General features: G+C 69.9%; 9 protein-coding genes and 1 pseudogene. 7 read left to right on the top strand and 3 right to left on the bottom strand.

What is annotated here, in order from left to right; all coding sequences use genetic code 11:
• The first annotated feature begins 68 nt into the window (after nucleotides 1-68).
• The 7 genes and pseudogenes from QM772_RS16955 to QM772_RS16925 all read left to right on the top strand — a co-directional run.
• Nucleotides 69-677, top strand: a complete 609-nt coding sequence (locus QM772_RS16955; protein WP_415138533.1) for a DNA-3-methyladenine glycosylase — start codon at nucleotides 69-71, stop codon at nucleotides 675-677.
• A 189-nt stretch (nucleotides 678-866) separates the two neighbouring features.
• Nucleotides 867-3,083 (top strand): LysM peptidoglycan-binding domain-containing protein, encoded by a 2,217-nt coding sequence (locus tag QM772_RS16950; RefSeq protein WP_415138531.1) that lies wholly within the window; start codon nucleotides 867-869, stop codon nucleotides 3,081-3,083.
• A 95-nt stretch (nucleotides 3,084-3,178) separates the two neighbouring features.
• Nucleotides 3,179-3,454 (top strand): hypothetical protein, encoded by a 276-nt coding sequence (locus QM772_RS16945; RefSeq protein ID WP_415138529.1) that lies wholly within the window; start codon nucleotides 3,179-3,181, stop codon nucleotides 3,452-3,454.
• A 16-nt stretch (nucleotides 3,455-3,470) separates the two neighbouring features.
• Entirely contained in the window at nucleotides 3,471-5,315 is a 1,845-nt protein-coding gene (locus QM772_RS16940) for an ABC transporter ATP-binding protein (protein WP_415138527.1), read from the top strand.
• 77 nt (nucleotides 5,316-5,392) lie between these two features.
• Entirely contained in the window at nucleotides 5,393-6,460 is a 1,068-nt protein-coding gene (locus tag QM772_RS16935) for a glycosyltransferase family 2 protein (RefSeq protein WP_415138525.1), read from the top strand.
• On the top strand, nucleotides 6,453-7,799 hold the full coding sequence (locus QM772_RS16930) for an NDP-hexose 2,3-dehydratase family protein (protein WP_415138523.1): 1,347 nt from the start codon (nucleotides 6,453-6,455) through the stop codon (nucleotides 7,797-7,799). Before QM772_RS16935 ends, QM772_RS16930 begins: the two co-directional genes overlap by 8 nt.
• A gap of 75 nt (nucleotides 7,800-7,874) precedes the next feature.
• Nucleotides 7,875-8,585 (top strand): annotated as a pseudogene (locus tag QM772_RS16925) (RNB domain-containing ribonuclease); the annotation flags it as partial.
• A 101-nt stretch (nucleotides 8,586-8,686) separates the two neighbouring features.
• Here QM772_RS16925 and QM772_RS16920 read toward each other — a convergent pair.
• The 3 genes from QM772_RS16920 to ppsA form a co-directional block, all read right to left on the bottom strand.
• Nucleotides 8,687-10,759, bottom strand: a complete 2,073-nt coding sequence (locus QM772_RS16920; RefSeq protein WP_415138521.1) for a VC_2705 family sodium/solute symporter — start codon at nucleotides 10,757-10,759, stop codon at nucleotides 8,687-8,689.
• Nucleotides 10,749-11,018, bottom strand: a complete 270-nt coding sequence (locus QM772_RS16915; protein WP_415138519.1) for a DUF4212 domain-containing protein — start codon at nucleotides 11,016-11,018, stop codon at nucleotides 10,749-10,751. Before QM772_RS16915 ends, QM772_RS16920 begins: the two co-directional genes overlap by 11 nt.
• A gap of 145 nt (nucleotides 11,019-11,163) precedes the next feature.
• Nucleotides 11,164-13,557 (bottom strand): phosphoenolpyruvate synthase, encoded by a 2,394-nt coding sequence (ppsA, locus tag QM772_RS16910; RefSeq protein ID WP_415138517.1) that lies wholly within the window; start codon nucleotides 13,555-13,557, stop codon nucleotides 11,164-11,166.
• Between the last annotated feature and the right edge of the window lie 11 nt (nucleotides 13,558-13,568).

Genomic DNA, 13,568 nt, shown 5'->3' with positions numbered 1-13,568 from the left:
GACTCATCTCCTGAAGATATCGGGCAGCCGGGGACTATACGGCGCGCCGGCATAGACTCGCGGCCACCATGACCCGGCCGCTGACCCCCGACGACTTCGCCCGCGACGCGCCCCAGGTGGCGCGCGCGCTGATCGGCGCCACGCTGCTGGTGGACGGCGTGGGCGGCGTCATCGTCGAGACCGAGGCCTACGACGCCAGCGATGCCGCATCGCACACGCACCGGGGCGAGACGCCGCGCAACCGCGCCATGTTCGGCCCGCCCGGCCACGCCTACGTGTACCGCAGCTACGGCATCCACTGGTGCCTGAACGTCGTCTGCCGCGAGGCCGGCCACGGCGCCGGCGTGCTGATCCGCGCGCTGCGCCCCACGCAGGGCCTGGCGCGCATGCGCCAGCGGCGCGGCCTGCCCGCGGACCACGCCGACGACCGCCTGCTGTGCGCCGGCCCCGGCCGCGTGGGCCAGGCGCTGGGCATCACGCTGGCGCACGACGGCCTGCCGCTGAACGCGCCGCCCTTCGCCCTGATGGCCGCGCTCGCCGGCGCGCCGCCGGCCGAGGTGCTGAGCGGGCCGCGCATCGGCATCAGCAAGGCGGTGGAACTGCCCTGGCGCTTCGGGCTGGCGGGCTCGCCGCACCTGAGCCGGCGCTTCGGCCCCGCTCGGCGGGCGGGCGGGTAAGCCGGGCGCCGCTTCGGTTTTCAGAGTCTTTTTGGCCTCCAGCGCCCGCCAGTCAAGCGCTGGCAGCTCCACTATCGATAGCGATCCGGCGCCCCACCTAGGAACGTTACGTACGGAACGCTCCCACTTACCCGCCGGGGCGGTCGATGCTGCAATGGCGCCTGTCTTCCCAACACGACGCTCCACCCCATGCCCGGACCCATCACGCCCCACCGCGACCCCAACAACGGCTGGCGCCCGGATTCGAATCCGGTCTACCGGCAGACCAACGAGCAGATCGAACAAGCCGCCAAACCAGTGGTCGAGCCTGTCGTCAACGCCACGGCGCAGGGCAACTGGAAGGACAAGATCGACCGGCTGGACAGCAAGGGCGACACCGCGCGCTCGCGCGTCCAGCTCGACGGGGAAGTCGATGTCAACGTCGGTTTGCTGATCCCCGGGGGGTTCAAGGTAGCCGCGGACGTGCGGAAGAAACTCGGCCTCGGCGCCGATGCGGTCGCCAAGGCGCAAGGCACGCATTCCATCGACGTGACCCGCGACAGCAACGCCGCCGACAGCACCTACACCGTGCGCTACACCAAGATGGGCCAGGCCGGGCTTGGCGGCGAGGTGACGGCGGGACTTCCCGAAGCACTCGAGAAACAGGCCACTACCCCTTTCGCCCAAGGCAAGCTCAACGGCATTCCGGTACCGCAAGCCTTCATTCGGGGCGACCAGTTCCTCGGCAGTTCCAACACCGTGGAGATGCGCTTCAACAGCAAGGAAGAAGCCCAGCGCGCCGCCGAAGCGCTTGAAAAACTGGCCGCCGCGGACATGGTGGACGACGGCGTCCAGGCCACCCTCGCCGCGGGCAGGGCCAACCCGGTATTGCCCCTGTCCGTGTCGGCCACCGCGGCGTCCGCGGCGTACGAAGGCAGCGCGAACAACCTCGCCAACCCCATGAGCGAGTATGGCGAAGTCAACCCCGGGCTGCGGCGCGCCGCCGGCGTGTCGGACGAGGACATGAAGTTCCTGGGCGACCACGTCGTGGCGCAGGAGGTTTCCGTCCTCGGCGGCGACCGCGGGGCGATCGAAGGCCGTCTCGCCTACTCCGTCTCCGGCAATGGCGAACTCACCCTGCCCGGCGGCAAGAAGACGAAGCTGAACGTGAGCGGCCTTGACTTGCGCTTCGGACAGGCGGTCGTCCCCGGCTTCCAGCAGATCGATGCCTATACCCGGCGCGTGGAATACCCCACCGACGTGTCCGCCGGCCGGATCACGGACAGCTTCAGTTCAGCGAGCCTGGTCACCGTCAAGCAGCGCGACGTTGTTGCGGCCGGCAAGTCTGCCGGCGAAACCAAGGTTCAAGGCCAGTTTCGCAACGACGCGAACTATGAGCTGGCGCTGGCCAACACATCGATCTCGTATTCGCAGGGCATCCCGCCGGGCACGACGGTGGACCTGGGCACCCTGGCGAAAACACCGCCTGACTTCACCAAACCCGCCACGGTGGAATCCTCGGTCATGACGCCGACGGCGGCCGAGGCCGCGGGGCTGGCGCTGGGCACATTCAACCCCCTGGGCGGCACCTACCATCAGGCGCCGGGCGGGCAGCAGCGCCTGGACATGAACCGGGACTACAAGAAATACGAGGTTTCCGGCTTCACGGGACTCGGCATGGCCGCCAGCATGTCGCAAGTCCCTGGGCTGGGCGGCTTCGTCGGCAACATCTCCTCCGGCCTGCGCCAGGGCGATTTCATCGACACCCGCATGGACGTCGTCAAGCGCGACGGCCACAACACCACGCAGACCCTGCGCGCCGGCGCCACGGGCTACATCGCGGCCGAAGGCAGCCTGAGCCGCCTCTCCGGCGTGGACGACTACGACACCGCCGACCCGGTGGTGCCGCCCGATCCCACGCCGCCCGCCGATCCCACAGAACCGACGAAACCCGTCGAGCCCGAGCCCGTCGAGCCCAAGCCCGATCCCACCCACTGGCAGGTTCAGCCCTTCCACGGCGTGAACGTGCGCTCCTCGCCCACCACCGACGCCGACAACAAGGTCGCCATCGTGCAGTCCGGCTCCTTCCTGGACGGCACCGGCGAGACCAAGGTGGACAAGGACGGCTACACCTGGATCAAGGTCAATGGCCGCGACCAGGAGGACAAGATGGTCGAGGGCTGGGTGCGCGGCGACAACCTCAAGGCGTACGACAAGCGCTACGGCGACAACGACGCCACCGGCCGCGTCAATCCTTCGCTGGAGAAGAAGGACCAGGACAAGATCATCGTCAAGCACGACGACAACCTGTGGAACCTGGCCGCCAAGCACGGCCAGGACTTCGACCAACTGCTGGCGGCCAACCCGCACCTGCTGGACCCGAACCTGATCTTCAAGGGCGACTCGGTCTACCTGCCGGGCCGCTGAGCGGCGCGCGGGAAGTCTTCTCCTTGTCCTACATGGCGGCGCGCGGCGCGTGTGCAGAATCGTCCCGACGCTTCGAACACGCACGAGGAAATGCCATGAACGACAGCCCCGCCAGGCCCGGCCCCGTTGCCGGCGCCGCTGGCCTGCAGCCCGGTGACAAGGCGCTGGTGCGCGTCATCGCCAGGCTGGAGTTCCGCGCCGGCGACGGCCCGATGATTCAGATCCACCCCGACTACAAGGTGGAATTGGAGCGCGCGCCGCAGAGCGTGGTGCTCAGCTGGGACGAAGGCGGCCAGCCCATGAACGCTTCGATCCCGGTGGCGGACTTCGACCGCTTCGTCGCCGCCGGCCAGGTGGTGATCGAACGCTGACGCCCCGGGGACCGACTTGCTCGGCTACTTCGAGAGGCTGCTCGCCCCCTACCCAGAACCCGAGCCTGGGCTGGCGCCCAGGGGCTTCTTCGCCTTCGTCTGGAGCGCCACCACCGGCCTGCGCGGCTACGTGGCGCTGATGGCGCTGCTGTCGGCCGGCACCTCGGCGTTCGACGCGCTGCTGTTCGCCCTGCTCGGCTACGTGGTGGACTGGCTGGGCAGCGTGCCGCCCGCCCGGCTGTGGGCCGAGCGCGGCGGCGTGCTGGCGCTGCTGGCGGGGGCGCTGGTGGCCTCGATCGCGCTGGTGGCGCTGCAAACCATCGTCAAGCACCAGACGCTGGCCATCAACTTCCCGCTGCGCCTGCGCTGGAACTTCCACCGCCTGATGCTGGGCCAGAGCATGGCCTTCTACGCCGACGAGTTCGCCGGCCGCATCACCACCAAGGTGATGCAGACCGCGCTGGCGGTGCGCGACATGATCTTCACCACCACCGACGTGGTGGTCGGCATGGGCGTGTACATGGTCGCCATCCTGGCGCTGGCGGCGGGGTTCGACGCCTGGCTGGTGCTGCCCTTCCTGCTGTGGGCGCTGGCCTACCTGCTGGCCTGCTGGTACTTCGTGCCCCGGCTGGGCCGCGTCAGCCGCGCGCAGGCCGACGCGCGCAGCGTGATGACCGGGCGCATCACCGACGCCTACACCAACATCGCCACCGTCAAGCTGTTCTCCCACACCCGGCGCGAGGCGCAGTTCGCGCGCGCGGCGATGGAGGACTTCCGGCGGACCGGCTACGCGCAGATGCGGCTGGTGAGCCTGTTCGAGGTCGTCAACCACGCGCTGATCGTGCTGCTGATCCTGGGCGCCTGCGGCAGCGCGCTGTGGCTGTGGTCGCACGGCCAGGTGGGCACCGGCGCCGTGGCCGCGGTGACGGCGATGGCGCTGCGCCTGTCGGGCATGAGCCACTGGGTGATGTGGGAGATGACCAGCCTGTTCGAGAGCGTGGGCACCATCCAGGACGGCATCAACACCTTGTCGCGCCCGCGCGCGGTGGTGGACAAGGCGGGCGCGCAGCCGCTGGCGGTGACGCGCGGCGAGGTGCGCTTCGACGACGTCACCTTCCGCTACCGCAACGACGCGCAGCCCGTCATCGACCACCTGAGCCTGACCATCCGCCCCGGCGAGAAGATCGGCCTGATCGGCCGCTCCGGCGCCGGCAAGTCGACGCTGGTGAACCTGCTGCTGCGCTTTCACGACATCCAGCAGGGGCGCGTGCTGATCGACGGCCAGGACATCGCCCACGTCACGCAGGACAGCCTGCGCCAGGCCATCGGCATGGTGACGCAGGACACCTCGCTGCTGCACCGCGCGATGCGCGACAACATCCTCTACGGCCGGCCCGACGCCAGCGACGCGGAGATGCTGGCGGCGGCGCAGCGCGCGCAGGCGCACGACTTCATCCAGCACCTCACCGACCTGCAGGGCCGCACCGGCTACGAGGCCCACGTGGGCGAGCGCGGCGTGAAGCTCTCGGGCGGGCAGCGCCAGCGCGTGGCCATCGCCCGCGTGATGCTGAAGGACGCGCCCATCCTGCTTCTGGACGAGGCCACCAGCGCGCTCGACAGCGAAGTGGAGGCCGCCATCCAGGAGAGCCTGTACGAGCTGATGAAGGGCAAGACCGTGATCGCCATCGCGCACCGCCTGTCCACCATCGCCGCGCTCGACCGGCTGGTGGTGCTGGACGCCGGCCGCATCGCCGAGGAAGGCACGCACGCCGAGCTGCTGGCGCGCGGCGGCCTCTACGCCGCGCTGTGGGCGCGCCAGAGCGGCGGCTTCCTGGGTGGGCAAGTGGACGATATGGAATAGAGTAAAACATTGCTGATCAAATCACCTTTCAGCGCTTTCCAGCGCAGCGCATCCAGCTATTTGATCAGGAGCATCCCATGACCGCGGCAGTAACCACCGTGCTGTCCACCTACGGCCGCCCCGATACGCTGGCTTGCGCCGTCCGTTCGGTGTTGCACCAGACCATGCCCGATTGGCGGCTGCTGATCATCGGTGACAGTTGCGGCGAGGAAACCGCCGCCGCGCTGGCGCCGTTCCTGGCGGACGAGCGCATCCGCTACGTCAACCTGCCCTGGCGCTGCGGCGATCAGGCGCCCCTCAACGCCGCCGGCATGGCCTGCGCCGGCACGGACCTGATCGCCCTGCTGAACCATGACGACCTATGGCTGCCCACGCATCTGACCACGGCGTGCCGGCAGTTGTCCGAAACGAATTCCGACTTCTTCATCGGCCGCTCGGCCTGGCTGTGGACGGCTCCCGCCAGCCCCGGCGAGCCGCTGATCTTCGAGACCATTTCTCCCCTGGGGCGCGATCTGGCGCGGGTGTTCAACTCGGGCTTCCATTACGTCGAGCCGGCCAGCGCCTGGGTCTTCTCGCGCGTGCTGGCGCGCAAGGTCGGCCCCTGGCGCCGCTCGGCCGACCTGTTTCGCCCCGCCATCCAGGACTGGGCCCTGCGCGCCTGGCACGGCGGCGCGCGCGTGACCGAAGGCGTCGACGTCACCTGCCTGAAGTTCGAGAACCAATGGTCGGCCTCGGCGCCCACCCGCCGCTACGACACCCCGGCCCATCCGCAACAGGCCGCGCTAGCGCTGATGCACGACCCCGCCGCGCTGGACGGTTTTACCCGCCACCTGCGGCAACTGGCCCAGCAGCCGCAGGCGGTGGGCCACCGGATGGGCCTGAACGTGGCCCCGGCCAAGCACCCCCAGGTGCATCGACTGGCCCAGTTGCTGATGACGCCGCAGGCAGCCCACTATTTCCAGCACACCGGGCTGGACGCCTACACTTGGCTGTGCGCCGAAATGAACCTGCCGCGCGGCTGGCGTTGGCGCGCGGCCCTGCAAAACCGCACGGGCGAAGCCGCGCTCGAACCGCCACCCCTGGCCGACGTGATGAGCCACGTCGCGCACGCCGTCGCCGACCAAGGCTGGGGCAGCAATGACTGACGCGACCGCCATCGCACCCTGGCTCGACGAGCGCCGTGCGCGCAGCGAGTTCCTGGTGCAGCAGGTGCCGCTGGCCGAATGCGGGTCCTGGCGCTTCGCCGATGGCGCGCTGCGGCACGCGACGGGCAGGTTCTTCTCCGTAGTGGGCACCCAGTGCCACGGCGGCCCGCCGCACCTGAACGGGCTGGCGCTGCCGATGATCGACCAGCCCGAGATCGGCGTCCTCGGCTTCGTCGCGCGGCGCGCCGCATCGGGCTGGCAGTGGCTGCTGCAAGCCAAGACGGAGCCCGGCAACGTGCACGGCACGCAAATAGGCCCTTCGGTGCAGGCCACGCGCAGCAACTACTTGCAAGTGCACGGCGGGCTACCGACGGCAATGATCGGGTTGTTCACCGGCGGCGATGGCGTCGTGCGGCAAGTCACCGACGTCGAACAGTCCGAACAGGGCGACCGCTTTCTCGGCAAATACAACCGCAACGCGGTGGTCGAGGTCGAGGCCGGCTTCGAGGCGCCGACCGGCGCATGGCGCTGGTTCGATGCCTGCGCGGTACGCCAGGCCCTGGCCGAGGACTTCATCTTCAACACCGACGCGCGTTCAGTGCTGTGCTGCACCGACTGGTCGCTGCTGTGCCCGCCCGGGGCGTCCACGCCGTTCGGCCGTTGGCCCTCGCAGGAGGATTTTGGCGCGCGGCTGCTGGCATCCAACCAGGCACCCTTGCCTGCCTCGGGTCTGGCCAATGCGCTGACTCGTCTGGAAGAAACGCGCGCGGCTGCCGCGCTGCGCATCGAGCCGGTTCCACTGGACGCGCTGCCTGGCTGGCGCTGCGGCGCATGGGCCATCGAATGCGAGCGTTCGGGGATCGATCCCGTGGTCAGGGCCTTTCGCGTGCACAGCGCCGACCGCGAGGTGCAGGACTGGTGCCAGCCCCTGCTGACCAACCGCACCGAAGGCCGCGCCGTGCTCGCCTGTGCCCGGCGCGGCGGCGTGTTGCACTTTCTCGTGCCGCCGCGCGTGGAACCCGGCTTCGTGGAGCGCGCGCAGTTCGGGCCCTCGCTGCTGACCGGGCTGGGCCACGCCAACGCGCAAGCGCTGGTCGCCGCCATCGACCATGCCAAGGCCATCACGCACCTGTCGGTGCGCCAGTCGGACGAGGGCGGGCGCTTCAAGGATTCCGTGGCGCGCTACCAGATCGTCGAAATCCCGACGGAGGCCGCTCAGAATCTGACCAGCGCCGGCGCCTGGGTAACGCTCTCCGCCCTGCGCCACATGGCCGGCACCCGGGGTCTGCTCAGCAACGAGCTGCGCAGTTGCCTGTCGCTGCTGCTGCACTGGGCCTGACGCGCGGCGGCGCCCCGAAGAACCCGGCCGACCTGCTCCGCTAAGATCGTCCGCGACGATCTGGCGGAGTTTTTCATGGCGCTGCACCCCCACCAAAAAGAAGAACTGGCCGAACTGGCCGTGGCCGCCATGCGCGAGCGCGGGCTGGCGCCCGAGTTCTCGCGCGACGCCCTGCGCCAGTTGGGCGCCATCGACGAGCCGGGCCAGGACGGCCCCAACGTGGTGGACCTGACCGCCCTGCCCTGGTGCTCGATCGACAACGACGACTCGCGCGACCTCGACCAGCTCACCGCCAGCGAGGTGCTGCCGGATGGCGCGGTGCGCATCCTGGTGGCCGTGGCCGACGTGGACGTGCTGGTGGCCAAGGACACCCCGCTCGACCGCCACGCGCAGATCAACACCACCAGCGTCTACACCTCGGCGCGCATCTTCCCGATGCTGCCCGAGAAGCTCTCCACCGACCTCACCTCGCTCAACCCGAACCAGGTGCGCCTGGCCGTGGTGACCGAGATGGTCTTCCAGCCCGACGGCGCGCTGGCGCGCAGCACCATCCGCCGCGCGCGCGTGCACAACAAGGCGCAGCTGGCTTACGACGCGGTGTCCGCCTGGCTCACCGGCGACGGCCCGCTGCCCGAGGCCGCCGACCGCGTGCCCGGCATGGACCAGCAGCTGCGCACGCAGGACTCGGTGGCCCAGCAGCTGCGCGCCAACCGGCGCGAGCAGGGCGCGCTCGACTTCCAGACCTTCCAGCCGCGCGCGGTGTTCGACGGCGAGCAGGTGGTGGACGTGGTCAGCGCGGCGGCTTCCTGGGCGAGGACGACGCCGCGCCCGCATAGAAGGTTTCAAGCCAAATCAGCCTCCAGCGCCCGCCCAGCAAGCGCCAGAAGCTACTTTGTTGATAGCAAACGGGCGCGCTGCCAGCCGTCCCACCACGACACCAGCACGATCACCGCGAAGCCCGCCGGCACGCCGAAGAAACCGGCCGACACCGGGTGGATGCCCCACCACGGCCCGCCCGGCGGCAGCCCCCAGCCGGCGCGCAGGCCGGGGCTGGCCAGCAGCATGTACAGCACCGTCACGCCCACGCCTGCCGCCATGCCGGCCACCACGGCGCGGCCGGTGGCGCGCGGCCAGAACAGGCCCGTGACCAGGGCCGGAAAGAAGGTGGCCGCCGCCAGAGAGAACGAGGCGGTGACCAGCGAGATGATCTCCGCCGGCTTCAGCGCCGCCACCGCCGCCGCCACCATGGCCACCGCCAGCAGGGCGAACTTCGACAGGATCACCCGGTTCTCCGACACCGCGGGCGCGCCCTCGCGGCGCGGCGGCATGTCGTACACCAGCGCGTTGCTGATGGTCAGCAGCAGGCCGTCGGCGGTGGACAGCGCCGCCGCCAGGCCGCCCGCCGCCACCAGGCCCGACACCACGTAGGGCATGCCGCCCAGCTCGGGCGTGGCCAGCATGATCATGTCGGCGCCCAGGCGGATCTCGCCGAACTGCAAAATGCGGTCGCCGTTCACGTCCTGCACCGAGATGAGCCCCGGATCGACGTGCGCCCACTGGGCGATCCAGTTGGGCAGGTCGTCGAAGCTGCTGCCCACCAGCCCCTGCATGATCTCGTACTTGACCAGCACCGCCAGCGCCGGCGCGCCCAGGTACACCAGGGCGACGAACAGCAGCGACCAGGCCACCGAGCGCCGCGTGTCGGCCACGCTGGGCGTGGTGTAGAAGCGGGTCAGCAGGTGCGGCAGGCTGGCCGTGCCCACCATCAGGCAGAACATCAGCGCCAGGAAGTTCAGGCGCGAGGTGTTGAACGCCGCCCGCTCGGCCGGCGTGCCATCGGGCTTGCCGGCGAAGGCCTGGCTGTGGCGCGGCAGGCCGGCCAGCGGCTGGGCGCGCTCCTGCGCCTCCAGCATGGCGCGGCTCCATTGCTCGCGCGCGCTGGCCTCGTCGCGTGGTAGCGCGGCCAGCGCGCGCCGCGCCGCCAGCACCAGCGAGAAGTCCGCGCCCTGCGCGCGCAGCATGCGGATGCGTTCGTCCAGCAGGGCGCGCTCGCGCGCCAGCGCGGCGGCCGGGTCGCGCAGGCGCGCGGCGTAGTCGCGCGCGCGCTCGGCGTAGAAGCGCCGCACCTCCAGCTCGGCCGGGGCGGCGACCAGTTCCTGCTCCAGCAGCTCGATCTTGTACAACTGCTCGCCGTAGACCACCGGCGCCACCGGATTGCCGAGCTGCTTGTACGCCAGCCACGACACCGGGATCAGGAACGCCAGCAGCAGCACCACGTACTGCACCACCTGGGTCCAGGTGATGGCGCGCATGCCGCCCAGGAAGCTGCACAGCAGCACCCCGCCCAGCCCCAGCAGGATGCCGATCTCGAACTGCACGCCGGTCAGCCGCGAGGCGATCAGGCCGATGCCGTAGATCTGCGCCACCACGTACATGAACGAGCACATCACCGCCCCCGCCGCCGCCAGCAGACGCGGCCAGCGGCCGCCGAAGCGCTGGGCGAAGAAGTCGGGCACGGTGTAGAGGCGCATGGCGCGCAGGCGCGGCGCGATCAAGAGGCCCACCAGGCAGAAGCCGCCCGTCCAGCCCAGCACGTAGGCCAGCCCACCCGGCTGCGATGCGGTGCCCGAAAAGCCTTGCAGGTACAGCGCGCCGGCCAGGCTGATGAAGGAGGCCGCGCTGATCCAGTCCGCCGCCGTGGCCATGCCGTTGTACATGGGCGGGATGCGGCGGCCAGCGACGTAGAAATCCTCCGGGTCAGTGGTGCGCGCGTAGATCCCGATGGCGGCATACACCATCACCGACAGGAACAGGAAGATCGGCCCGATCCACCCGCGCGACAGCCCCGCGCGCTCGGCCCAGGCCATCAGCAGCAGGAAGACGATGAAGCCGAGGACGAACAGCAGCAGATGGCGATGCAGCCGCCACAGGTAACCGGTGCCGGCGGCCTTATCGTCCATCGCCCTCGGCGCGCTCGCCGGGCGCCTGCGCGCGGTCGGCCTGGTTCATGACCCAGGCGTAGACCATCACGATCAGCAGGAACACCAGCACGCCCCCCTGCGCCAGCAGCCAGAAGTTCAGCGGCCAGCGGGCAACGAACAGGTCGATGTCGCGCGCGAAGAAGGCCACGCCGAAGGACGCCGCCGCCCACAGCGCCAGCAGCGCGGCACGCACCCAGGCCGCGCCGCGCGGCAGGCGGAGGTCGTCAGCGGGCTGCATGGCGCAAGTCGGGCGTCTCAGCGCCCCATGGCGTCGCGCGCCGCCCGGAGCGCGCGAATCCCGAAGGCGCGGAAGGCCATGCCGACGCACCCCCTCGAGGAAGGGAGGCGCGACAGCGCGCAGCGCGTGGAGACACGGGCGTGGGTCATTTCACCGCGAGCAGTTGCCAGGTGCCGATCACGCTGTCGGGGTTGAGCGAGATCGACGAAATACCCTCGCGCGCCAGCCACTGCGCGAAGTCCGGGTGGTCGCTGGGCCCCTGGCCGCAGATGCCGACGTACTTGCCCTGGCGCTTGCAGGCGTCGATGGCCCGCTTGAGCAGGGCCTGCACGGCCGGGTCGCGCTCGTCGAAGTCGGCCGCCAGCAGTTCCAGGCCCGAGTCGCGGTCGAGCCCCAGCGTGAGCTGCGTCAGGTCGTTGGAGCCGACCGAGAAGCCGTCGAAGAACGCCAGGAACTCGTCGGCCAGCACGGCGTTGCTGGGCACCTCGCACATCATGATCAGCTTCAGTTCGTTCTCGCCGCGCTTCAGGCCGTGCGCGGCCAGCAGCCCGGTGACGCGCTCGGCCTGGCCCAGCGTGCGCACGAAGGGCACCATGACCTGCACGTTGGCCAAGCCCATCTCGTCGCGCACGCGCTTGATGGCCTCGCACTCCATGGCAAAGGCTTCGGCGAAGTCGGTGCTGATGTAGCGCGCCGCGCCGCGGAAGCCCAGCATGGGGTTCTCCTCCTCGGGTTCGTAGCGGCTGCCGCCGATCAGCTTGCGGTACTCGTTGCTCTTGAAGTCCGACAGCCGCACGATGACGGGCTTGGGCCAGAACGCGGCGGCGATGGTCGCCACGCCCTCGGCCACCTTGTCGACGTAGAAGGCGCGCGGGCTGGCGTGGCCGCGCGCCACGCTCTCCACCGCCTTCTTCAGGTCGGCATCGACCTGCGGGTAGTCGAGGATGGCCTTGGGGTGCACGCCGATGTTGTTGTTGATGATGAACTCCAGCCGCGCCAGGCCCACGCCTTCGTTGGGCAGTTGCGCGAAGTCGAAGGCGAGCTGCGGGTTGCCCACGTTCATCATGATCTTGGTGGCGATGGGCGGCATCTCGCCGCGCTGCACTTCGGTCACCTCCGTTTCCAGCAGGCCGTCGTAGATGCGGCCGGTGTCGCCCTCGGCGCAGCTCACGGTGACCAGGGTGCCGTCCTTCAGCACCTCGGTGGCGTTGCCGGCGCCCACCACGGCGGGGATACCCAGCTCGCGCGCGATGATGGCCGCGTGGCAGGTGCGTCCGCCGCGGTTGGTGACGATGGCGCTGGCGCGCTTCATCACGGGCTCCCAGTTGGGGTCGGTCATGTCGGTGACCAGCACGTCGCCGGGCTGCACGGTGTCCATCTGGCCGATGTCGTTCACCAGCCGCACCGGGCCGGTGCCGATCTTCTGGCCGATGGCGCGGCCCTCGGCCAGCACGGCGCTGCTGCCTTTCAGCTTGTAGCGCTGCTCGGTGCGGCCCTGCTGCTGGCTCTTCACCGTCTCGGGGCGCGCTTGCAGGATGTAGATCTGGCCGTCCTGGCCGTCCTTGCCCCATTCGATGTCCATCGGGCGGCCGTAGTGCTGCTCGATCACCAGCGCGTAGCGCGCGAGCTGTTCCACCTCGGCGTCGGTCAGCGAATAGCGGTTGCGCTGCTCCGTGGGCACGTCCACGGTCTTGACCAGCTTGCCGTCAGCGGCCTTCTCGGCGGGCGTGGCGAACACCATCTGGAGCAGCTTGCTGCCCAGGTTGCGGCGGATCACCGCCCGCTTACCGGCCGCCAACATCGGCTTGTGCACGTAGAACTCGTCCGGGTTCACGGCGCCCTGCACCACCGTCTCGCCCAGGCCGTAGCTGCTGGTGATGAACACCACCTGGTCGAAGCCCGACTCGGTGTCGATGGTGAACATCACGCCCGCCGCGCCCAGGTCGCTGCGCACCATGCGCTGCACGCCGGCCGACAGTGCCACCACGTCGTGCGCGAAGCCCTTGTGCACGCGGTAGCTGATGGCGCGGTCGTTGTAGAGGCTGGCGAACACTTCCTTCATCTTGTGCAGCACCTGCTCGGTGCCGACCACGTTCAGGAAGGTCTCCTGCTGGCCGGCGAACGAGGCGTCGGGCAGGTCCTCGGCGGTGGCGGAGGAGCGCACGGCGAAGCTGGCCTCAAGGTTGCCGGCCGACAGCGTGGCGAAGGCGTCGCGCACGGCCTTCTCCAGGTCGGCCGGAAAGGGCTGGCTTTCGACCCAGCCGCGGATCTCGGCGCCAGCCTCGGCCAGGGCGCGCACGTCGTCGGTGTCGAGCGCGGCCAGACGCGCGCTGATGCGCCCGGCCAGCCCGCCATGGGCCAGGAACTGGCGGAACGCGTGCGCCGTGGTGGCGAAGCCCGTGGGCACGCGCACGCCCTGCGGCAGTTGGGAAATCAACTCGCCGAGGCTGGCGTTCTTGCCGCCGACCGCCTCGACATCGGTCATTCTGAGTTGCTCGAAAGGCACGACCAGGGCGGTCGGCTCGAAAAGTGCTGACATGGGAAAGCTCC

It is taken from the genome of Ottowia sp., from assembly GCF_047601385.1.
Classification (GTDB): domain Bacteria; phylum Pseudomonadota; class Gammaproteobacteria; order Burkholderiales; family Burkholderiaceae_C; genus Ottowia.
The sequence above is the reverse complement of the archived record's forward strand: the minus strand, read 5'-3'. Positions and strand labels throughout refer to the sequence as shown.

Excerpts from the sequence above, each read along its gene's own strand:
- QM772_RS16930 (WP_415138523.1), top strand. The coding sequence starts at position 6,453 with ATGACTGACGCGACCGCCATCGCACCCTGGCTCGACGAGCGCCGTGCG.
- ppsA (WP_415138517.1), bottom strand. The coding sequence starts at position 13,557 with ATGTCAGCACTTTTCGAGCCGACCGCCCTGGTCGTGCCTTTCGAGCAA.
- QM772_RS16920 (WP_415138521.1), bottom strand. The coding sequence starts at position 10,759 with ATGGACGATAAGGCCGCCGGCACCGGTTACCTGTGGCGGCTGCATCGC.
- QM772_RS16915 (WP_415138519.1), bottom strand. The coding sequence starts at position 11,018 with ATGCAGCCCGCTGACGACCTCCGCCTGCCGCGCGGCGCGGCCTGGGTG.
- QM772_RS16955 (WP_415138533.1), top strand. The coding sequence starts at position 69 with ATGACCCGGCCGCTGACCCCCGACGACTTCGCCCGCGACGCGCCCCAG.
- QM772_RS16935 (WP_415138525.1), top strand. The coding sequence starts at position 5,393 with ATGACCGCGGCAGTAACCACCGTGCTGTCCACCTACGGCCGCCCCGAT.
- QM772_RS16950 (WP_415138531.1), top strand. The coding sequence starts at position 867 with ATGCCCGGACCCATCACGCCCCACCGCGACCCCAACAACGGCTGGCGC.
- QM772_RS16945 (WP_415138529.1), top strand. The coding sequence starts at position 3,179 with ATGAACGACAGCCCCGCCAGGCCCGGCCCCGTTGCCGGCGCCGCTGGC.